This window comes from Enterobacter sp. CRENT-193, from assembly GCF_002787395.1.
In the GTDB taxonomy this organism is placed as follows: domain Bacteria; phylum Pseudomonadota; class Gammaproteobacteria; order Enterobacterales; family Enterobacteriaceae; genus Enterobacter; species Enterobacter hormaechei_C.
Window position 1 is genome coordinate 1037338 of the sequence record NZ_CP024812.1, and the last position, 21229, is coordinate 1058566.

General features: G+C 57.0%; 13 protein-coding genes. 9 read left to right on the forward strand and 4 right to left on the reverse strand.

Features of this window, described 5'->3' with window-relative positions:
• Window positions 1-8: 8 nt before the first annotated feature.
• From bcsB to CU081_RS05115, 6 genes are all read left to right on the forward strand, one after another.
• Window positions 9-2432 (forward strand): cellulose biosynthesis cyclic di-GMP-binding regulatory protein BcsB, encoded by a 2424-nt coding sequence (bcsB, locus tag CU081_RS05090; protein ID WP_071787994.1) that lies wholly within the window; start codon window positions 9-11, stop codon window positions 2430-2432.
• A 6-nt stretch (window positions 2433-2438) separates the two neighbouring features.
• Window positions 2439-3545, forward strand: a complete 1107-nt coding sequence (gene bcsZ, locus CU081_RS05095; RefSeq protein WP_022652013.1) for a cellulose synthase complex periplasmic endoglucanase BcsZ — start codon at window positions 2439-2441, stop codon at window positions 3543-3545.
• Complete coding sequence (bcsC, locus tag CU081_RS05100; RefSeq protein WP_039269129.1) at window positions 3527-7009, forward strand: cellulose synthase complex outer membrane protein BcsC; 3483 nt, start codon at window positions 3527-3529, stop codon at window positions 7007-7009. The genes bcsZ and bcsC overlap by 19 nt, the downstream gene beginning before the upstream one ends.
• A gap of 120 nt (window positions 7010-7129) precedes the next feature.
• Window positions 7130-9136 carry a biofilm formation regulator HmsP gene (gene hmsP, locus CU081_RS05105; protein WP_003861186.1) on the forward strand — a complete coding sequence of 669 codons (2007 nt, stop codon included), beginning with the start codon at window positions 7130-7132 and terminating at the stop codon, window positions 9134-9136.
• A 159-nt stretch (window positions 9137-9295) separates the two neighbouring features.
• Window positions 9296-10582 carry a C4-dicarboxylate transporter DctC gene (gene dctA, locus CU081_RS05110; RefSeq protein WP_015571524.1) on the forward strand — a complete coding sequence of 429 codons (1287 nt, stop codon included), beginning with the start codon at window positions 9296-9298 and terminating at the stop codon, window positions 10580-10582.
• A gap of 222 nt (window positions 10583-10804) precedes the next feature.
• Window positions 10805-12295, forward strand: a complete 1491-nt coding sequence (locus CU081_RS05115) for a M16 family metallopeptidase (protein WP_003861190.1) — start codon at window positions 10805-10807, stop codon at window positions 12293-12295.
• Window positions 12296-12356: 61 nt separating this feature from the next.
• Here the strand turns inward: CU081_RS05115 and CU081_RS05120 are convergent, their stop codons facing one another.
• Window positions 12357-13286: a sugar kinase gene (locus CU081_RS05120; protein ID WP_003861191.1), complete on the reverse strand. Its 930-nt coding sequence runs from the start codon at window positions 13284-13286 to the stop codon at window positions 12357-12359.
• Between the two features lie 230 nt (window positions 13287-13516).
• Here CU081_RS05120 and pdeH point away from each other — a divergent pair, with 230 nt between their 5' ends.
• Both pdeH and CU081_RS05130 read left to right on the forward strand, forming a co-directional pair.
• Complete coding sequence (gene pdeH / locus CU081_RS05125; protein WP_058647307.1) at window positions 13517-14290, forward strand: cyclic-guanylate-specific phosphodiesterase; 774 nt, start codon at window positions 13517-13519, stop codon at window positions 14288-14290.
• 65 nt (window positions 14291-14355) lie between these two features.
• Window positions 14356-16398: an AsmA family protein gene (locus tag CU081_RS05130; RefSeq protein ID WP_022652011.1), complete on the forward strand. Its 2043-nt coding sequence runs from the start codon at window positions 14356-14358 to the stop codon at window positions 16396-16398.
• Between the two features lie 250 nt (window positions 16399-16648).
• Here CU081_RS05130 and CU081_RS05135 read toward each other — a convergent pair whose 3' ends face one another.
• The 3 genes from CU081_RS05135 to CU081_RS05145 form a co-directional block, all read right to left on the reverse strand.
• A complete protein-coding gene (locus tag CU081_RS05135) occupies window positions 16649-17971 on the reverse strand; it encodes an MFS transporter (protein WP_003861198.1) in 1323 nt (440 codons plus the stop codon).
• Window positions 17972-18231: 260 nt separating this feature from the next.
• On the reverse strand, window positions 18232-19257 hold the full coding sequence (gene yhjD, locus CU081_RS05140) for an inner membrane protein YhjD (RefSeq protein WP_003861199.1): 1026 nt from the start codon (window positions 19255-19257) through the stop codon (window positions 18232-18234).
• 50 nt (window positions 19258-19307) lie between these two features.
• Entirely contained in the window at window positions 19308-20207 is a 900-nt protein-coding gene (locus CU081_RS05145) for a LysR family transcriptional regulator (RefSeq protein WP_003861201.1), read from the reverse strand.
• A 119-nt stretch (window positions 20208-20326) separates the two neighbouring features.
• Between CU081_RS05145 and CU081_RS05150 the strand changes: the two genes are divergently transcribed.
• Window positions 20327-21085: an SDR family NAD(P)-dependent oxidoreductase gene (locus CU081_RS05150; RefSeq protein ID WP_003861202.1), complete on the forward strand. Its 759-nt coding sequence runs from the start codon at window positions 20327-20329 to the stop codon at window positions 21083-21085.
• Window positions 21086-21229: the final 144 nt, after the last annotated feature.

Sequence of the window (21229 nt, forward strand, 5' to 3'; positions counted from 1 at the left end):
ATAACGCGATGAAAACAAAACTTTCCTGGTTATGTGCAGTGGCAATGGGGATGAGTGCGCTCCCTGCAACAGTGGCTAACGCGGCGCCTGATAACGCAGCGACCACGCCCGCGCCAACGGTGCCTGTCGTCGCGCAAGCGACCGATCCGGTTGTGACGGCCGCGCCGGGGCAGACGGAGAACGTTGTCCCGAATCAGCCGACGACGGGGAATACGCTGCCCGGCGACAACCCGGTGGTTGGGCAGGTCATGCCTGGCGTGCCGGGAGCCAGTGCGCCGGTGGTTGCCGAAAATACGCCGTCGCGTGACGTTAAGCTGACGTTTGCCCAGATCGCGCCTCCTCCGGGCAGTATGGTTCTGCGCGGCATCAACCCAAATGGCGGTATCGAATTCGGTATGCGCAGTGATGAAGTCGTGTCGAAAGCGGTGCTCAACCTGGAATACACCCCATCGCCGTCGCTGCTGCCGGTGCAGTCCCAGCTTAAGGTCTATCTGAATGACGAGCTAATGGACGTCCTGCCCGTCACCAAAGAGCAACTGGGTAAGAAAACCCTGGCTCAGGTGCCGATTAACCCGCTGTTTATCACCGACTTTAACCGCGTGCGTCTGGAGTTTGTCGGCCACTACCGCGATGTCTGTGAAAACCCGGCCAGCAGCACCCTGTGGCTGGATGTCGGGCGTAACTCTTCGCTTCAGATGACCTATCAGCCGCTGGCGTTGAAAAACGATCTCTCCGCCTTCCCGGTGCCGTTCTTCGACCCGCGTGATAACCGTCCGCTGAACCTGCCGATGGTCTTTGCCGGCTCGCCGGATGTGACCGAACAGCTGGCGGCCTCTATCGTGGCATCCTGGTTTGGTTCCCGCTCCGGCTGGCGTGGTCAAAGTTTCCCGGTCATGTACGACAAAATGCCGGACAAAAACGCGATTGTGTTTGCCACCAACGCCAAACGCCCGGCATTCCTGCGTGACCATCCGGAGGTGAAAGCACCCACCATCGAGATGATCAGCCATCCGGACAATCCGTACGTGAAGCTGCTGGTGATCTTCGGCCGTGATGACAAAGATCTGGTGCAGGCGGCGAAGGGCATTGCGCAGGGAAATATCCTGTTCCGCGGTAACAGCGTTGTGGTGGATGAGGTGAAACCGCTGCTGGCGCGTAAGCCTTATGATGCGCCGAACTGGGTACGTACCGACCGGGCAATCACCTTTGGCGAGCTGAAAACCTATGAAGAGCAATTGCAGTCAACCGGGCTTGAACCTTCTCCTGTCAGCCTGTCGCTGAACCTGCCGCCGGATCTCTATCTGCTGCGCACCAACGGCATTGATATCAACCTGAACTACCGTTACACCGCGCCGGCAACCAAAGATAGCTCGCGCATGGATATCAGCCTCAACAACCAGTTCCTGCAATCGTTCAGCCTGACCAGCAGCCAGGAGACAAACCGGTTGATGCTTCGTCTGCCTGTATTGCAGGGGCTGCTGGACGGCAAAACCGATGTGTCGATCCCGGCGCTGAAGCTCGGTGCGGTGAACCAGCTGCGGTTTAACTTCCAGTATATGAACCCCATGCCGGGTGGATCGGTAGAAAACTGTATTACCTTCCAGCCGGTGCAAAACCACGTGGTGATTGGCGATGATTCCACGATCGACTTCTCGAAGTATTACCACTTTATCGCGATGCCGGATCTGCGTGCCTTTGCTAACGCCAGCTTCCCGTTCAGCCGCATGGCTGATCTCTCTGAATCGATTGTCGTGATGCCAAAAGCGGCCAACGAAGGTCAGGTTGCCACGCTGCTGGACACCATGGGCACCGTTGGGGCGCAAACCGGCTTGCCGGCTATCAACGTGACGGTGACGGATGACGGTAGTCAGATCCAGAACAAAGATGCCGATATCATGGTCATCGGCAACATTCCGGACAAGCTGAAAGACGAGAAGCGCGTCGATCTGCTGGTGCAGGCGGCTCAGTCATGGGTCAACACGCCGCTGCGTCAGACCGAGTTCCCGAGCATCATGCCGGACAGCGGCGATCGTCAGGCCAATATCAGGACGACCGTAAGTTCAACGGGTCCGATGGCCGCGATTGTCGGCTTCCAGTCGCCGTATAACGACCAGCGCAGCGTTATCGCCCTGCTGGCGGACAGCCCACGCGGCTATGAGCTGCTCAACACGGCCATGAACGACAGCGGTAAACGGGCAGCAATGTTCGGTTCCGTCTCGGTGATCCGTGAGTCGGGGGTAAACAGCCTGCGCGTGGGGGATGTCTACTACGTCGGTCATCTGCCGTGGTTCGAACGCCTGTGGTACGCCCTGTCTAACCACCCGGTGCTGCTGGCCGTGCTGGCTGCGCTCAGCGTCGTATTGCTGGCATGGGTACTGTGGCGTCTGCTGCGAATCATCAGCCGTCGTCGTCTTAACCCGGACCATGAGTAAGCGGTGATGAAAATCTTTCGCGGGTGTGTAGTCGCAGCGTTGATGCTGACGGCGGCGAATCTTCACGCCGCCTGTCGCTGGCCTGCCTGGGAGACGTTCAAGCAGGATTATATGAGCGAAAGTGGGCGGGTCATTGATCCCAGTGACGCGCGCAAAATCACCACCTCCGAAGGGCAAAGCTACGGGCTGTTCTTTGCCCTCGCGGCAAACGATCGCAAGGCGTTCGATCTGCTGCTGGCATGGACGCGCGATAACCTTGCCGAGGGAGATTTAGCCCAACATCTCCCGGCCTGGCTGTGGGGAAAAAAGGACGACGAAACCTGGGCGGTTATCGACCCTAACTCCGCGTCTGATGCCGATATCTGGATTGCCTGGTCGCTGCTGGAAGCCGGGCGGCTGTGGAAAAATCCCGATTACACGCGCACGGGTAAGGCGCTGTTGACGCGCATTGCCAGTGAGGAAGTGGTGAAGGTGCCGGGGCTGGGTTCTATGCTGCTGCCGGGTAAAGTCGGTTTTGCCGAAGAGAGTGTCTGGCGCTTCAACCCCAGCTACCTGCCGCCGCAGCTTGCGAGCTATTTCACCCGTTTTGGCGCGCCGTGGACGACGCTCCGTGAAACTAACCTGCGTCTGCTGCTGGAGACCGCGCCTAAAGGATTTTCCCCGAACTGGGTGAAATACCAGAAAAAGGGCGGCTGGCAGCTGTCGCAGGATGCATCCCTGATCGGCAGCTACGATGCGATTCGCGTCTATCTGTGGGTAGGGATGATGAACGATAACGATCCGCAGAAAGCCCGGCTACTGGCGCGTTTCAAGCCCATGGCGACCACCACGATCAAACAAGGCTTGCCGCCGGAGAAAGTGGATGTAGCAACCGGGAAACGCACCGGAGATGGGCCGGTAGGGTTTTCTGCCTCTCTCCTTCCGTTTTTACAAAACCGGGACGCGCAGGCGGTGCAACGCCAGCACGTCGCCGATCGTTTTCCCGATAACAATGCTTATTACAGCTACGTTCTGACCCTCTTTGGACAAGGGTGGGATCAGCATCGTTTTCGTTTCACCGTGCAAGGTGAATTACTACCGGATTGGGGCCAGGAATGCGCACGTTCACACTGAATCTACTCACCTTATCGCTTGGCCTGGCGCTAATGCCCCTGGCCCAGGCCGCCAACTCCCCGCAGCAGAGACAGCTGCTGGAACAGGTCCGTCTGGGGGAATCCACCCAGCGTGAGGATTTAGTGCGCCAGTCGCTCTATCGCCTTGAGCTGATCGACCCCAACAACCCGGACGTGATTGCCGCGCGCTTCCGCTACCTGTTACGACAGGGCGATACGGCGGGCGCGCAAAAAGAGCTGGATCGCCTGAAAGGAATGGCACCCGATTCCAGTGCCTACCAGTCCTCCCGTACTACCATGCTGCTCTCCACGCCGGATGGTCGCCAGGCCCTCCAGCAGGCTCGCCTGCTTGCCACCACCGGGCACACGCAGGAAGCCATTGCTGCGTATGACAAACTGTTTGACGGTAAGCCGCCCAGCGGCGACATCGCGACGGAGTACTGGAACGTGGTGGCGAAAGAGCCAGCCCGCCGCAACCTGGCCATTAATCAGCTTAAGAAAATAAACGCCAGCAGTCCGGGCAACGTCCCGCTACAGTCCTCGCTGGCACAGCTTCTGTTCCAGAGCGGACGGCGTGATGAAGGGTTCGCGGTGTTGCAGGAGATGGCCAAATCGAATAATGGCCGCAGTCAGGCGTCGGACATGTGGTACCAGCAGATCAAAGATCAGCCGGTCAGCAGCGCCAGCGTCACCGCGCTGCAACAATACCTGAGCGTATTCAGCGATGGCGATAACGTGACGGCGGCGCGCACCCAGCTTGAAGCACAGCAAAAACAGCTCGCCGATCCGGCGTTCCGCGCCAAAGCCGAAGGGTTAGCCGCAGTGGATGCCGGGCAGGGCAGTAAAGCGGTAACGGAGTTGCAAAAAGCAGTCAGCGCCAACCACGCTGACAGTGAAGCTGTAGGCGCGCTGGGGCAGGCCTATTCTCAGAAAGGCGATCGCGCGCGTGCGGTTGCGCAGTTTGAAAAGGCGATCGCCCTCGATCCGCAGAGCGATAACCGGGGCAAATGGGACAGCCTGCTGAAGGTCAACCGATACTGGCTGCTGATCCAGCAGGGGGATAACGCCCTGAAAGCCAATAATACGACCCAGGCCGAACGCTATTACCAGCAGGCGCGCAATATCGACAATACTGACAGCTACGCGGTTCTGGGGCTCGGTGATGCGGCGGCGGCGCGCAAAGATAACGACGCGGCCGAGCGCTATTACCGCCAGGCGTTGCGGATGGACAGCGGCAACAGCAACGCGGTGCGCGGTCTCGCCAATATTTATCGCGCGCAGTCTCCGGAGAAGGCGACGCAGTTTATTCAGTCGCTCTCTGCCAGCCAGCGCCGCAGCATTGATGATATTGAACGTAGCCTGACGAACGAGCAGCTGTCAGCCCAGGCTGAACGGCTGGAAAGCGAGGGGAAATATGCGCAGGCCGCAGAAATTCAGCGCCGACGCCTTGCGCTTTCCCCGGGCGACGTGTGGATCACCTACCGACTGTCACGCGATCTGTATAGCGCGGGTCAGCGCAGCCAGGCGGATAACCTGATGCGTCAGCTGGCAAGTCAGAAACCGGGCGATCCGGATCAGGTTTACGCCAGCGGGCTGTACCTGTCCGGTAACGATCAGGACCGGGCGGCGCTGGCGCATCTGAACACGCTGCCGCGCGACAAGTGGAACGGCAACATTCAGGCGCTGGCGGACCGCCTGCAAAGTAACCAGGTGCTGGAAACCGCCAACCGCCTGCGCGACAGTGGAAAAGAGCAGGAGGCGGAAACGTTGCTTCGCCAGCAGCCTCCGTCCACCCGTATCGACCTGACGCTGGCGGACTGGGCTGAACAGCGGGGCGATCATGAGGCCGCGAAAACCGCCTACAACACCATTCTGCAACGCGAACCGCAGAACGAAGACGCGATCCTCGGCCTGACCGAGGTCTCTCTTGCCCAGGGCAACAAGGACTCGGCGCGCGCGGCGCTGGCGAAACTGCCCGCGGCACAGAACGGCGAACCGCTCTCCATCAATATGCAGCGCCGGCTTGCCATGGCGCAGGCCGGACTGGGTGATCCTGCCGCGGCCGAAAAGACCTTCAACGCCATTCTTCCGCAGGCCAAATCGCAGCAGCCTTCGATGGAAAGTGCGCTGGTGATGCGCGATGCCGCCCGTTTCCAGGCACAAAATGGTCAGCCTCAGCAGGCGCTGGACACCTGGAAAGATGCGATGGTCTCATCGGGCATCACAACGACCCGTCCGACCGATAACGACAGCTTTACGCGACTCACGCGTAACGATGAGAAAGATGACTGGCTGAAGCGCGGCGTGCGTAGCGATGCAGGCGATCTTTATCGTCAGCAGGATCTGAACGTCACGCTGCAACACGACTACTGGGGCTCCAGCGGCACGGGAGGCTATTCCGACCTGAAAGCGCACACCACCATGCTCCAGGTTGATGCGCCGCTGTCGGATGGACGTATGTTCTTCCGTAGCGATCTGGTCAATATGAACGCCGGTTCCTTTGACACCGATAACGGAACTTACGACCCGACATGGGGGACCTGTGCCGAAACGCCATGTCACGGCAGCACGAACCAGTCGGCCAACGGCGCCAGCGTGGCCGTCGGCTGGCAGAACAAAACCTGGGCGTGGGATATCGGTACAACGCCGATGGGCTTCGACGTGGTCGATGTGGTGGGCAGCCTGAGCTACAGCAACGATTTAGGGCCGATTGGCTACACCCTGAACGCCCATCGCCGTCCGATTTCCAGCTCGGTGCTGGCCTTCGCCGGGCAAAAAGATCCCAATACCGACACCACCTGGGGCGGCGTGCGTGCCACCGGTGGCGGCGTGAGCATGAGCTACGACAAAGGCGAAGCTAACGGTATCTGGTCAAGCCTGAGTGCCGACAGCCTCACCGGGAAGAATGTCGAAGATAACTGGCGCGTCCGCTGGATGACCGGCTATTACTACAAGCTCATCAATCAGAACAACGAACGCCTGACGGTGGGCGTGTCCAACATGCTCTGGCATTACGATAAGGATTTAAGTGGCTATTCGCTGGGCCAGGGCGGTTACTACAGTCCCCAGGAGTATGTGTCGTTCGCCTTACCGGTGAACTGGCGTAAACGCACAGAGAACTGGTCATGGGAGCTGGGCGGCTCCGTCTCCTGGTCTCATTCAAAAACAAAAGATGTGATGCGTTATCCGTTACAGGGGCTGATCCCGGACAATGAGCCAGGCCGTTATACCGATAAAGGTGTGATGGAAACCGGAAGTAGCTCGTCAGGCACGGGTTATACCGCAAGGGCGATTGTTGAACGCCGCGTGACGTCCAACTGGTTTGTCGGTCTGGGCGTCGATATTCAGGAAGCAAAAGACTATACCCCGAGCCATGCGCTGCTCTACGTTCGGTATTCTGCCGCGGGCTGGCAGGGTGATATGGACTTACCACCGGAACCGCTGGTGCCTTATGCAGACTGGTGATCGGATTTTTACTTAATCTAATTGTAAGTCTCTCTTAAAAGTGCAGCTATCGGGTATACTCGGACGCACCAGGTTTACACCCTGGTGCGCCCTGCGCTTCGAGTTTTGTGGAGAGTCATTTTGCGTGTCAGCCGTTCCTTAACGATCAAACAGATGGCGATGGTGTCTGCCGTCACAATGCTGTTTGTCTTCATCTTCTGCGTCATTTTGCTGTTTCACTCCGTACAGCAGAATCGCTACAACACGGCTTCGCAACTGGAAAGTATTGCCCGCTCGGTGCGGGAACCCCTGTCAGCCTCGATCCTGAAAGGGGATATCCCCGAGGCGGAATCCATCCTGAAGCGCATTCAGCCCGCCGGTATCGTGAGCCGCGCGGATGTTGTACTGCCGAACCAGTTCCAGGCGCTGCGGATGAGCTTTATCCCGGAGCGTTCCGTCCCGATGATGGTGATGCGCCTGTTTGAACTGCCGGTGCAAATTTCCCTGCCTCTCTACTCCCTGGAAAGACCGGCTAACCCGCAACCGCTGGCCTACCTGGTGCTACAGGCCGACTCGTACCGCATGTATAAATTCGTCATGAGTTGGGTTGCTACATTAGTGACCACTTACTTACTTTTGACATTAATGCTGAGCGTGGCGCTGACGTGGTGTATCAACCGGTTAATTGTGCATCCGTTGCGCCGCATAGCCCGGGAGCTGAACGACCTCTCTCCACAGGAGCACATGGGGCATCAGCTTCCGTTGCCGCGCCTGCATCACGACGATGAAATTGGCATGCTGGTCCGCAGTTACAATATCAACCAGCAGCGTGTCCTGCGTCAGCAGGAAGAGCTCAGTAGCAACGCCACCCGTTTTCCGGTATCTGATCTGCCAAACAAAGCGTTTTTAATGGCCTTGCTGGAGCAGACCGTCGCCCGCCAGCAGACCACCGCGCTGATGGTAATTGCCTGCGAAACCTTGCAGGACACGGCGGGCGTGCTGAAAGAGAGCCAGCGCGAAATGCTGTTACTGACGCTGGTGGAAAAGGTGAAATCCGTTCTGGCGCCGCGCATGGTGCTCACCCAGGTCAGCGGCTATGACCTGGTGGTGATCGCGAACGGTGTTAAAGAGCCGTGGCACGCCATTACGCTAGGTCAGCAAGTACTCACTGTCATTAATGAGCGGCTGCCCATTCAGGGTATCCAGCTTCGCCCGAGCGCCAGCATCGGTATTGCGATGTACTCCGGGGGGCTGACCGCCGAGCAGCTTTATCGTCGGGCTTTCTCGGCCGCGTTCACCGCGCGCCGGAAAGGGAAAAACCAGATCCAGTTCTTTGATCCGGAGCAGATGGAAAAAGCCCAGCAGCGCCTGACGGAAGAGAGCGACATTCTGACGGCGATGGACAATCGCCAGTTTGCGCTCTGGCTACAGCCGCAGGTCAATTTGCGCACGGGTGAAGTGACCAGCGCCGAAGCGTTGCTGCGTATGCAACAGCCGGACGGCACGTGGGAGCTGCCTGAAGGGATGATCGAACGTATCGAGTCCTGCGGCCTGATGGTCACCGTCGGCTACTGGGTGCTGGAAGAGTCTTGCCGCCAGCTTGCGGCCTGGCAACAACGGGGCATCACGCTGCCGCTGTCGGTGAATCTCTCTGCGCTACAGCTGATGCACCCGACCATGGTGCCGGAGATGCTTGAGTTGATCCATCGCTACCGCATCCAGCCCCACACGCTGATCCTGGAAGTCACCGAGAGCCGTTGTATCGATAATCCTGACGACGCTGTCGCCATCCTGAAACCGCTGCGTAATGCCGGGATCCGCATTGCGCTGGACGATTTCGGTATGGGGTATTCCGGCCTGCGTCAGCTCCAGCACATGAAAACGTTGCCAGTGGACGTCCTGAAAATCGACAAAACCTTTGTGGAAGGGCTGCCGGAGGATTGCAGCCTGGTGCAGGCCATTATTCAGATGGCGCACAGCCTGAATCTGCACGTCATTGCCGAGGGTATTGAAACCGACGCCCAGCGTGAGTGGCTGGCTGCGGCGGGCGTAGAGAGCGGACAGGGCTTCCTGTTTGATCGCGCCGTACCGACGGATATCTTTGAGCAACGCTATCTCGCCGACGCTGGCAATAACGCAAAAGTGTAATTTTGTTGCTGGCTTGTGCGAGCCAGCTCAAAGTTCTTAACATTTGTGTTTCAAATTTGAACCCCGTTTATTTCTGTCCTGTTATGTGGGTGTTATTTTAAAGCCGCAGGTTAACCATAACCTTACAAAGCCTGTAGTTTTTCTTTCCAGGGACACCCTATGAAAACCTCACTCTTCAAAAGTCTTTACTTCCAGGTCCTGACAGCCATCGCCATCGGTATTCTGCTCGGTCACTACTACCCGGAGCTGGGCGCGCAGATGAAACCGCTTGGCGACGCGTTCGTTAAGCTCATCAAAATGATCATCGCGCCGGTCATTTTCTGTACCGTGGTGACCGGTATCGCTGGCATGGAAAGCATGAAGGCGGTCGGGCGTACGGGGGCGGTTGCCCTGCTGTACTTCGAGATTGTCAGTACCATCGCGCTGATTATCGGCCTGATTATTGTCAACGTGGTACAGCCTGGCGCGGGCATGAACGTTGACCCGGCCACGCTGGATGCGAAAGCGGTGGCGGTTTACGCTGAACAGGCGAAAGATCAGGGGATTGTTGCCTTCTTGCTGGACGTGATCCCGAGCAGCGTGATTGGCGCGTTCGCCAGCGGAAACATCCTCCAGGTACTGCTGTTTGCCGTGCTGTTTGGCTTTGCCCTGCACCGTCTTGGCAGCAAAGGCCAGCTGATTTTTAACGTCATTGAAAGCTTCTCGCAGGTTATCTTCGGCATCATCAACATGATTATGCGTCTGGCCCCGATTGGCGCCTTTGGCGCGATGGCCTTCACCATCGGGAAATACGGCGTCGGCACGCTGGTACAGCTGGGCCAGCTGATCGTCTGCTTCTACATCACCTGTATTCTGTTTGTGGTGGTGGTGCTCGGCTCCATCGCCCGTGCGACCGGCTTCAGCATCTTCAAATTTATCCGTTACATTCGTGAAGAGCTGCTGATTGTCCTCGGCACATCCTCTTCGGAGTCCGCGCTGCCGCGTATGCTCGATAAAATGGAAAAGCTGGGCTGCCGTAAGTCAGTGGTGGGGCTGGTTATTCCTACGGGCTACTCTTTTAACCTGGATGGCACCTCGATATACCTGACGATGGCGGCGGTCTTTATTGCCCAGGCCACTAACAGCCACATGGATATCTTCCATCAGATTACGCTGCTGGTGGTGCTTCTGCTCTCTTCAAAAGGGGCGGCGGGCGTAACGGGCAGCGGATTTATCGTGCTGGCGGCCACCATTTCGGCGGTGGGCCATCTGCCGGTGGCGGGCCTGGCCCTGATCCTCGGTATTGACCGCTTTATGTCTGAAGCCCGTGCGTTAACCAACCTGGTCGGCAATGGCGTGGCGACGATTGTGGTGGCGAAGTGGGTGAAAGAGCTGGATCACAAGAAGCTTAACGATACGCTGAATAACCGCACATCTGAGGACAAAACCCCCGGTTTATCCTCTTAATCCCTCATAAATGCCCGTATTCCCTTGTGGGGATGCGGGCACCTGCGCATAATAACCGTTCATACCTGTCATAATTCGACAAGATTTTTTTTGGGTATATTTCACTTCCGCCCGTGACGTTTAGCCGAACACGCTGTCTAATCGGAAGGTTTTCATCGTCATCTTTGAGTGCTCACGTCGCGAGACACTCTCTTTAACCAGGAATGTTGATCAGGGGTTCACATGCAGGGCACAAAAATTCGACTCTTAACCGGCGGTTTGCTGATGATGGCAGCAGCCAGTTATGTGCAGGCAGATGCGCTCCAGCCAGACCCGGCCTGGCAACAGGGAACACTGGCGAACGGTTTCCAGTGGCAGGTATTATCCACTCCGCAACGTCCGAGCGATCGCATTGAAATCCGTCTTTCTGTGAATACCGGCTCCCTCACTGAAAGCACCCAGCAGACCGGCTTAAGCCACTTTATTCCTCGACTGGCGCTCACCCAGAGCGGCAGTTTGCAGGCGGTTCAGGTGCGTTCTTTATGGCAACAGGCCATCGATCCGAAACGCCCGCTGCCCCCGGCTGTGGTCTCCTATGACTACACCATGTTTAACCTGAGCCTGCCCAACAACCGTAACGATCTGCTTAAAGAAGCGCTTACCTATCTATCCGATGCCACCGGCAAACTGGCGATTACGCCTGAGACCGTAAACTATGCGTTGAGCAACAGCGACATGGTGGCGACCTGGCCGACGGATACCAAAGAAGGCTGGTGGCGCTACCGCCTGAAAGGGTCCACGCTGCTTGGCCACGACCCGGCAGAACCGCTGAAACAGCCGGTGGATGCAGAGCAGGTGAAATCTTTCTACCAGCAGTGGTACACCCCGGATGCCATGACCCTCATTGTAGTGGGCAACGTGGACAGCCGTGCGGTGATAGAGCAGATCAACAAAGCCTTTGGCGATCTGAAAGGGAAGCGTGAAACGCCTGCCCCTGTTCCTACCTTGTCCCCGCTGCGTCCTGAGACGGTCAGCATCATGACGGATACCGTGCGTCAGGATCGTCTTTCAATGATGTGGGATACGGCCTGGCAGCCGATCCGCGAGTCTTCTGCGCTGCTGCGTTACTGGCGTGCGGATCTCGCGCGTGAAGCGCTGTTCTGGCACGTTCAGCAGACGCTCAGCAAGAACAACGTGAAAGATATTGGCCTGGGCTTTGACTGCCGTGTGCTGTTCCAGCGCGCCCAGTGCGCCATTAACGTGGAATCGCCGGGCGATAAGCTCAATGCCAATCTCGGCGTGGTGGCGAAAGAGCTGGCTAAAGTGCGTAAAGAGGGCCTGTCTGAAGAGGAGTTTAACGCGCTGGTGGCGCAGAAATCCCTTGAATTGCAGAAACTGTTCGCCACCTATGCCCGCGCCGATACCGATATCTTAATCAGCCAGCGCATTCGCTCCTTGCAGAATCAGGTGGTGGATATCGCGCCGGAGCAGTATCAGAAACTGCGTCAGGACTTCCTGAACGGTCTGACCGTGGAGATGCTGAATCAGGATCTGCGCCAGCAGTTGTCGCAGGATATGGCGTTGATTCTGTTACAGCCGAAAGGTGAGCCGGAATATGACATGAAAGAGTTGAAGGCCACCTGGAACGCCATCATGGCGACGGCGCCGCAGCCAGCGCAAACGGCAGCCGATGATTTACATCAGGATGCGAGCGATATTCCGCAGGGCCAGTAAGCCCTGCGTCCCCTCTCCCTGTGGGAGAGGGTTAGGGTGAGGGCATCAGCCCGCCCAGTCCTTAAGCAGGCATTGCCTCGCGCGGAATAATCGCTCCGCGATACTGAATCACCGTGCTGGCCGTTAAATGACCGCGCTGCGCCGCCGCTTCCGGCGTACCTCCCGTCAGACGTACCGCCAGATACCCCGCGCTGAAAGAATCTCCCGCCGCAGTGGTATCGATCACTTTCTCTTTCGCCAGCTTCACCGCCGGGACCTCTGTCACGGCTTCACCTGCAACCGCCACCAGGCAAGACTCCGCCCCGCGCTTGATCACCACTTCGCTGACCCCGGCAGCCTGCGTCCGGGCGATGACCTCATCAACCGGTTTTTCGCCCCACAGAGCATCTTCATCATCCAGCGTCAGGAAGGCGATATCGGTGCATTCGAGCATCTGCTGGTAGACCTGCTGCGTCTCTTCGCGGCTGGCCCACAAACGTGGACGGTAGTTGTTATCGAAAATCACCTTACCGCCATTGGCACGGCATTCGCGCAGCAGTGACAGCAGCTTTTCACGGCTCTCCTGGCTCAGGATCGCCAGGCTGATCCCGCTCAGGTAGAGATAATCGAAGGTCGCCAGTTCTTCGCAAATGGCAGCGGCGGCCTCGCTTTCCAGCCAGAATTTGGCGGCCGCTTCATTACGCCAGTAATAGAAGGTGCGCTCGCCGGTGCTGTCGGTTTCGATGTAGTACAAACCCGGCAGGCGGTTTTCCATTCGCTGGATCAGCGAGGTCCCAACGTTTTCACCCTGCCAGGCTTCCAGCATCTGCTGGCTGAAGCTGTCCGTTCCCAGCGCGGTAACGTAGCTCACGCTCAGCGCGTCGGGGGAGACCTGACGGGCAATGTAAACGGAGGTGTTCAATGTATCGCCACCAAAACCGCGGCTGACTTCCGCGCCTTTCTGGGACAGCTCAATCATGCATTCGCCAATCACGGCAATTTTTTTAGACATAGTCGTGAACCTGAACAAAGTAATTAAGGGTAGTGTGCGCTGTGTGTTTTTTATGGTCAACTATATTAAAACGACGTTCCATTATTTTTTTTGAGCCAGCGCGTATTCCGGCATATTTCTGTCATCTTAATTTCATTTTCCCGGTGAATTGAACATAAAGTTCTCACCTGGCGGGCCGATAACTCAGTGACGAGTCCAGAAAGGCTATCCCATACAACAGGACATCCGAAATGAAGTCAGAGCAGGTTATCCAGCGGCTGAGCACTACGCCTGAGGCAAGTATTGAGAACTTGCAGGAGCATCGCTACTGGCTGCAATGTGAGCGAGCGTACACTTATCAGCCCATCTACCGTACCGACGGTCGGTTAATGGCGATTGAGGTGTTAACGGTCGTCACTCATCCATCGAATCCTTCACATCGTATTGCACCGGACCGCTATTTTGCGGAGGTTGCCGTGCGTCAGCGTATCGACGTGCTGGAAGAGCAGCTGAGAATGCTGGCGACGAAGCAGGCGTTCTTCGAGCAGCACGGTATTCTGGCGTCGGTGAACGTGGATGGCCCCACCCTGATGGCGTTACGTCAGAATGCGACGTTGCAGGCGCTGATTGCTACCTTGCCGTGGATGCGCTTCGAGCTGGTGGAACATGTTCAGCTGCCGCAGGACTCCTCGTTTGCCTCGATGTGTGAGTTTGGCCCGCTGTGGCTGGATGATTTCGGTACCGGTATGGCCAATTTCTCCGCCCTGAGCGAAGTGCGTTATGACTACATCAAAGTGGCCCGCGATCTGTTTATCATGCTGCGCCAGACGCCGGAGGGACGGAACCTGTTTACGATGCTCCTGCAACTGATGAACCGCTATTGCCAGGGTGTCATTGTGGAAGGCGTAGAAACGCTGGAGGAGTGGCGCGACGTGCAAAATTCCCCGGCAGCGGCGGCACAGGGTTATTTCCTCTCTCGTCCTGTCCCCATGGATACCCTGGAAAAGGTGATAACCAGCCTCTGATCTGCCCGCTTCCCTTTGTCTGAACTATAGTTTTAGAGGCAAGTTCATCAGGAAAGGGGACAACAATGACAAAAACAACCAGGGTGATTTCCTGGACAGCAGGGATTTTCTTGTTGCTGATCGTGGTCTTAATCATCATTATCGCCACGTTTGACTGGAACCGCCTCAAACCGACCATCAACCAGAAAGTCTCAACCGAGCTGAACCGCCCCTTCGCAATACGTGGCGATTTGGGCATCGTGTGGGAGCGCCAGAAAGAGGAAACTGGCTGGCGGAGCTGGGTGCCCTGGCCGCACGTTCATGCCGACGATATTATTCTCGGTAACCCGCCCGACATCCCAGAAGTAACCATGATCCACCTGCCGCGAGTGGAAGCCACGCTGGCGCCGTTAGCCCTGTTAACCAAAACGGTGTATCTGCCGTGGATCAAACTCCAGCAGCCCGACGCGCGGCTGATTCGCCTGTCAGAGAAAAACAACAATTGGACGTTCGATCTCGCCAGCAGCGGCGATAAAGATCAGAATGCGCAGCCCTCTTCGTGGTCTTTCCGCCTCGACAATATTCTGTTCGATCGGGGGCGGATCGCCATTGACGATAAAGTGAGTAAGGCTGACGTGGAGATCCTCGTCGATCCGCTGGGCAAGCCGCTGCCGTTTAGCGAAGTAACGGGCAGCAAAGCCAAAGGCGATGACAGCAAAGCGGGCGATTACGTCTTTGGCCTGACGGCGAAAGGGCGCTACAACGGCCAGCCGCTCACCGGTAAAGGCAAAATCGGCGGCATGCTGGCGCTCAGGAGCGAGGGCACGCCGTTCCCGGTGCAGGCGGATTTCCGCTCGGGCAATACCCGCGTGGCGTTCGTGGGCACGGTTAACGACCCGATGAACATGGGCGGCGTCGACCTCCAGCTTAAGTTTGCCGGTGATTCGCTGGGGGAACTGTACGATCTCACCGGCGTACTGCTGCCGGATACTCCGCCGTTTGAAACGGACGGGCACCTGGTTGCCAAAATCAACACCGAAAAATCGTCCGTCTTTGACTACCGTGGATTCAACGGCCGCATCGGCGACAGCGATATCCACGGCACGCTGACCTACACCACCGGTAAACCGCGCCCGAAACTGGAGGGGGACGTTGAATCCCGCCAGCTGCGTCTGGCCGATCTTGGTCCGCTGATTGGCGTAGATTCGGGCAAAGGCACGAAGTCTAAAGAGGTTAAAAAGGACGTTCAGCCTGCGGGTAAAGTGCTGCCCTATGACCGCTTCGAAACCGACAAATGGGACGTGATGGATGCGGATGTGCGCTTCAAAGGACGTAAAATCGAGCATGGCAGCACGCTGCCGCTGAGCAACCTCTCGACCCATATCATCCTGAAAAACGCCGACCTGCGCCTGCAACCGCTGAAGTTTGGCATGGCCGGGGGAACCATTTCATCGAATATCCACCTGGAGGGGGATAAAAAGCCGATGCAGGGAAGGGCGGAGATCCAGGCGCGTCGGCTGAAGCTGAAAGAGCTGATGCCGGACGTGGAACTGATGCAGAAAACCCTCGGTGAGATGAACGGCGACGCGGATATTCGCGGCACGGGTAACTCCGTAGCGGCGCTGCTGGGCAGCGGAAACGGCAACCTGAAACTGCTGATGAACGACGGGCTGGTGAGCCGTAACCTGATGGAGATCCTGGGGCTGAACGTCGGGAACTTTATCATCGGGCAAATCTTCGGTGACGACGAAGTACGCGTTAACTGCGCGGCGGCAAATCTGGATCTGGTCAACGGCGTGGCGCGTCCGCAGATCTTCGCCTTCGACACGGAAAACGCGGTTATCAACGTCACCGGTACCGCCAGCATGGCGTCCGAGCAGCTCGATTTAACCATCGATCCGGAAAGTAAAGGCATTCGTATCATCACCCTGCGCTCGCCGCTGTACGTTCGCGGAACCTTCAAAGATCCGCAGGCGGGCGTGAAGGCTGGGCCGCTGATTGCGCGTGGTGCGGTCGCCGCCGCGCTCGCTACGCTGGTCACCCCTGCGGCGGCGCTGCTGGCGTTGATTTCGCCGTCAGAAGGCGAAGCGAATCAGTGTCGGACGATTTTGTCGCAGATGAAGAAGTAGTCCCGTTTCTCCCTCTCCCTGTGGGGTGAGGGATCCCCACAAAATAATGCCTGCACAGACGGCCCCCTCTCCCTTGAGGGAGAGGGCTGGGGTGAGGGGGAACATACGGCTCTGGTGGTCATTCCGTTCACGTTATGTTCCTTACTACTCTGTCACAACATAACCGGTGAACGTGCCAGGGTGGCTCAGTCGCCACCACCCTGGCGACCCGCCCTCTCGGCGCATCCCCGCGCCTCGCCCCGGCATTCACTTACAGCGCCTGATGCTTCGTCTCATGCGTCAGCAGCAACGCAATCAGCGTCAGCGCTGCCATTGCCGCCAGATAGACACCCACATAGAACAGGCCATAGTTTGCCTGAAGCCAGGTGGCGATATACGGGGCTACCGAGGCGCCCAGAATCGACGAAACGTTATAGGAGAACGAGGCGCCGGTGTAACGCACTTCAGTCGGGAACAGCTCCGGCAGCAGCGCGCCCATTGGGCCAAAGGTCAGCCCCATCAGGCTCAGGCCAATCAGCAGATACGCCATCACCAGCGCAGGGCTACCTGAACCCAGCAGCGGCGGGAAGACAAACAGCGCGAACAGAATAATCAGGGAGGTGATGACGATCATGCTTGAACGACGGCCAAATTTATCCGCCAGCAGGCCCGCGATAGGCACCATCACACCAAATCCGATGACCGCCATCATCAGCATCCACAACACTTCGTTACGTGGCAGGCCCAGGCCGACCGGCGCGGCGGCAGTACTGAAGGTCATGGAGTAAACGGTCATGATGTAGAACAGCGTGTAGGTCGCCAGCATGATGAACGTGCCCAGCACGGTCACGCGGAGGTGTTTGGTCAGCAGCGTCCCCAGCGGAACTTTAACCTGCTTTTTCGCCGCGGCGACTTTAGCAAAGACCGGCGTCTCGTGCAGCGACACGCGCACGTACAGGCCAATCAGCACCAGCACGGCAGAGAAGACGAACGGAATACGCCAGCCCCAGCTCATGAACTGTTCATCGGTCAGCAGCCAGGAGAGGAGCAGGAAGGTGCCGTTAGCGAAGAAGAACCCAATCGGTGCGCCCAGCTGCGGGAAAGAGCCATACAGGGCACGCTTGCGCGCCGGAGCGTTTTCGGTCGCCAGCAGTGCCGCGCCGCCCCATTCCCCGCCCAGCCCCAGACCCTGACCAAAGCGCGCCAGCGCCAGCAGCACAGGCGCCAGAATGCCGATAGTTTCATAGGTCGGCAGCAGGCCGATGGCGACGGTGGAGATCCCCATCGTCAGCAGCGAGGCAACCAGCGTCACTTTACGGCCAACGCGATCGCCAAAATGCCCAAAGACCGCTGAACCAATCGGACGCGCAACGAAGGCGATAGCAAAGGTGGCTAAAGACTGTAGCGTGGCTGCCGTCGGGTCGCCCTGAGGGAAAAAAATATGCGGAAAGACAATGACCGCAGCGGTGGCGTAAATATAAAAGTCGAAGAACTCAATGGCGGTGCCAATCAGCGATGCGACGACGACTTTATTGCGCGAGTTGACCGGAACGTGTTCCGCCCCTTCGTTAAGTGTGGTGGCTGTTGCTTGCATAATATTTTCTTATTTTTGGACGAACGAAGGGCCATATTAGGCATAGCAAAAGCGACATTTCAATCTGTAACAAAGGCGTGGCGTGGTCATAAAAGCAACAAAAAGCGGATAATTTTCAGACCAGCGAAAACACTTCTATGAAATGCTTCACACTTTTTAAATATTAGTCATTAAAACTGGTTTTGCGTTAAATAAAAGTTACGGACTGGATTTATATGCTGAAATGGCGGATCGGGCTGAAATATCAGCCCGACAGGACATCAGCGGTGGGTTTTACCCGGCATGCGCGGGTCATCTTTATACTCAGCCGTGGCGATCCACGCGGCGCAGAACAGCGTCAGGCGAGCGAAGAAATAGAAGAAAGCCATCAGCCCCAGCACCGAACCAAAGGCCGCGCCGGAGGGCGACTTCACCAGCGACGGAAGCGTATAGGTCATCACAATTTTGATCACTTCAAAGCCAATGGCGGCAATCAACGTCCCACGGATCAGCGCCTTCTTGCGCGGCCGATGGCGGGGCAAACGCCAGAAGATCCAGAAGAAAAGCAGGTAGTTAGCAAAGATGGAGATTGCAAGCCCTATACCGCGCCAGGCCGGTTTCAGCCATTCAATATAATCCAGGTACAGCGCGGAGATAATCATCTGCTGCGCGGAACCGGCGACCGAGGTGATAGAGAGCGTGATGACCAGCGCCACCAGCAGCCCAATCAGCGAAATAAAGTCGCGCAGATACTTCACCCATATCTTCTCCTGATCCTGCGGTCTACGCTCCCAGACGTCACGCGACTGGGCGCGAATAGCCTCACGCAGGTTGCCCATCCAGTTCACCCCGGAATAGAGCGCAATCAGCAACCCGACGATACCCACAGTGGTACGCTGCTGCACGGCGGTGTTGATGGTGCTTTTGAGCGTTGTGGCGAGCGTCTGGTCGCTGACGTTGGTCAGGATCTTATTGAAGATGTCCTGCAACAGCGTCGGGTGAGACGCCAGCACAAAACCGGCGGCGGCAAATGACACCATCAGGATGGGGATCATCGACAGGAACGAGAAATAGGTAATCGCCGCGCCAAACTGATTTCCCATGCGGTCGTTAAAGCGCTCAGCGGCGCGTATCAGGTGAGCAATCGCGGGTATCTGCTGAATTTTTTCGGCTATGCCGGTCACGGTACCCAGCGCTTTGCTGGCCGTTCCAGGCTCTTTCGGCGCTTCAGGCTCGTTATCCATCTTTTTGATGGGTTCATAATCTAAATGTTGAGTCGGTCGTTGCGGGTTATTTTCCGGCGTCACGCGCATTTTCCTTTTCGTTGAGCTGGATGTTACTGAATTATAGCTTGCGACTAGTCCACGTAACCTTTTGTGAGTTCGGTAAGCCACTCCATAAACACATGCACCCGACGGGAGAGGTTACGGCGGTGGGGATAAATGAGGGAGACGGGCATTGGTTCAGCCCGATATTGCGGCAGGATCTCAACGAGTTTTTTCGTGCGCAGGGCATCACGCACCCCGACGCGCGGGACCTGAATAATCCCAAGCCCGGCGATACAGGCGGCCTGGTAGGTTTCTGTGCTGTTAACCGTCAATACGCCCCCCGTTTTTACCCACTGGGTCGCGCTGCCGTTGTAATATTCAAAACCCTGCGGACGGGTGCCCAGCGTGGCGGAGTAGTGAATGAGGGCATGCGAAGCCAAATCGTCCAGCGTCTCAGGGTAGCTGAATCGCGTCAGATAATCCGGGCTGGCGCAGTTAATCACCGAGAGTTTCCCAAGCGGGCGGGCGATAAGCCCGGAGTCCTTTAAGTTTCCCACGCGAACCACGCAGTCAAATCCTTCGCGGATGACATCGACCAGACGATCGCTGCTACTCAGCTCCAGTTCAATGCCGGGAAACTGTTGTAAAAATGCAGGCAGTTTCGGAATGACGACATTTCGCGCAATGGCAACGGGCATATCCACACGTAGCCGACCACTGATGGTTGAAGGGTCGTGCAGGAACATGCCGTCCAGTTCGTCCAGATTCATCAGCAGATCTTTGGCGCGCTCGTAATAAACCATGCCGTCCTGCGTCAGGCTGACGCGGCGGGTAGTGCGGTGCAGCAGCTGCGTGCCCAGCGCGTTTTCCAGTGCCTGGATCTGTCGCGATACGCTCCCCTTCGGCAGGCTTAACGTCTCCGCCGCGCGGGAAAAACTCTCCAGTTCCGCGACCCGAAGGAAAAGCTGCATTGCGTGTATTTTATCCATAGATGTTGGTCATTGTTGTTAAGAATGAAACAGTGAAGCGCTCACGGCACTATTTATTGATTTTCTACCATCTAATAAGCTCTTTCTCAATCTTCATCACAGCCGAAACGAGGTGAATTATGAGTGAACGTATTGCTTTAGTGACGGGCGGTAGCCGCGGCCTGGGTAAAAATGCCGTTTTGAAGCTGGCCGCGGAAGGGACAGGCATTATCCTCACCTGGATCAACAGCCAGCAGGAGGCGCAGGAAGTTGTGCGCGAAATCGAGGGAAAAGGCGGAAAAGCGGCAGCATTGCAGCTCAACGTCGGCGATACGGCAAGCTTTTCGCGCTTTGCTCAAAAGGTGAAAGATACCCTTAAACACGTCTGGCAACGTGACACCTTTGACTATTTAGTGAACAACGCAGGTACAGGGTTATATGCACCCTATACCGAGACGACCGAGGCGCAGTTTGATGATGCGATGAACATTCACTTCAAAGGACCGTTTTTCCTCACGCAACAGCTGCTGCCGCTCATAAAAGACGGAGGGCGGATCCTGAACGTCTCCAGCGGACTGGCCCGTTTTACTCAGCCCGGTTCAGGAACCTACGCGGCAATGAAAGGGGCGATGGAGGTGCTGACCCGCTATCAGGCAAAAGAGCTTGGCGCGCGCGGAATTACCGTCAATATCATCGCGCCCGGCGCGATTGAAACCGACTTTGGGGGCGGGCGAGTGCGGGATAATGCGGAGCTTAACCAGCTGCTGGCCTCGCAGACAGCGCTGGGACGCGTGGGCCTGCCCGATGATATTGGTGACGCCATTGCGGCGTTGCTCAGTGACAAACTGGGCTGGATGAATGCGCAACGTATTGAAGTTTCAGGCGGTATGTTTCTGTAATATTCAGTCTTAAGGGGGAAGGAACCCTCTTAAGGAAATCCTTAAAACAGTTATGTCTAAATGCTGGAAGATATAAAGAGAGCTGGGTGATTTGTAACCTCTCCATTCATTGAGTTTTTTCTTAAAAAATGCCTCTGTAGAATC

What these genes read in the sequence shown, in the direction of transcription:
- CU081_RS05130 (WP_022652011.1), top strand. Translation starts at nt 14,356, where the DNA reads ATGACAAAAACAACCAGGGTGATTTCCTGGACAGCAGGGATTTTCTTG.
- CU081_RS05115 (WP_003861190.1), top strand. Translation starts at nt 10,805, where the DNA reads ATGCAGGGCACAAAAATTCGACTCTTAACCGGCGGTTTGCTGATGATG.
- dctA (WP_015571524.1), top strand. Translation starts at nt 9,296, where the DNA reads ATGAAAACCTCACTCTTCAAAAGTCTTTACTTCCAGGTCCTGACAGCC.
- bcsB (WP_071787994.1), top strand. Translation starts at nt 9, where the DNA reads ATGAAAACAAAACTTTCCTGGTTATGTGCAGTGGCAATGGGGATGAGT.
- CU081_RS05145 (WP_003861201.1), bottom strand. Translation starts at nt 20,207, where the DNA reads ATGGATAAAATACACGCAATGCAGCTTTTCCTTCGGGTCGCGGAACTG.
- CU081_RS05120 (WP_003861191.1), bottom strand. Translation starts at nt 13,286, where the DNA reads ATGTCTAAAAAAATTGCCGTGATTGGCGAATGCATGATTGAGCTGTCC.
- bcsC (WP_039269129.1), top strand. Translation starts at nt 3,527, where the DNA reads ATGCGCACGTTCACACTGAATCTACTCACCTTATCGCTTGGCCTGGCG.
- pdeH (WP_058647307.1), top strand. Translation starts at nt 13,517, where the DNA reads ATGAAGTCAGAGCAGGTTATCCAGCGGCTGAGCACTACGCCTGAGGCA.
- bcsZ (WP_022652013.1), top strand. Translation starts at nt 2,439, where the DNA reads ATGAAAATCTTTCGCGGGTGTGTAGTCGCAGCGTTGATGCTGACGGCG.
- CU081_RS05135 (WP_003861198.1), bottom strand. Translation starts at nt 17,971, where the DNA reads ATGCAAGCAACAGCCACCACACTTAACGAAGGGGCGGAACACGTTCCG.
- CU081_RS05150 (WP_003861202.1), top strand. Translation starts at nt 20,327, where the DNA reads ATGAGTGAACGTATTGCTTTAGTGACGGGCGGTAGCCGCGGCCTGGGT.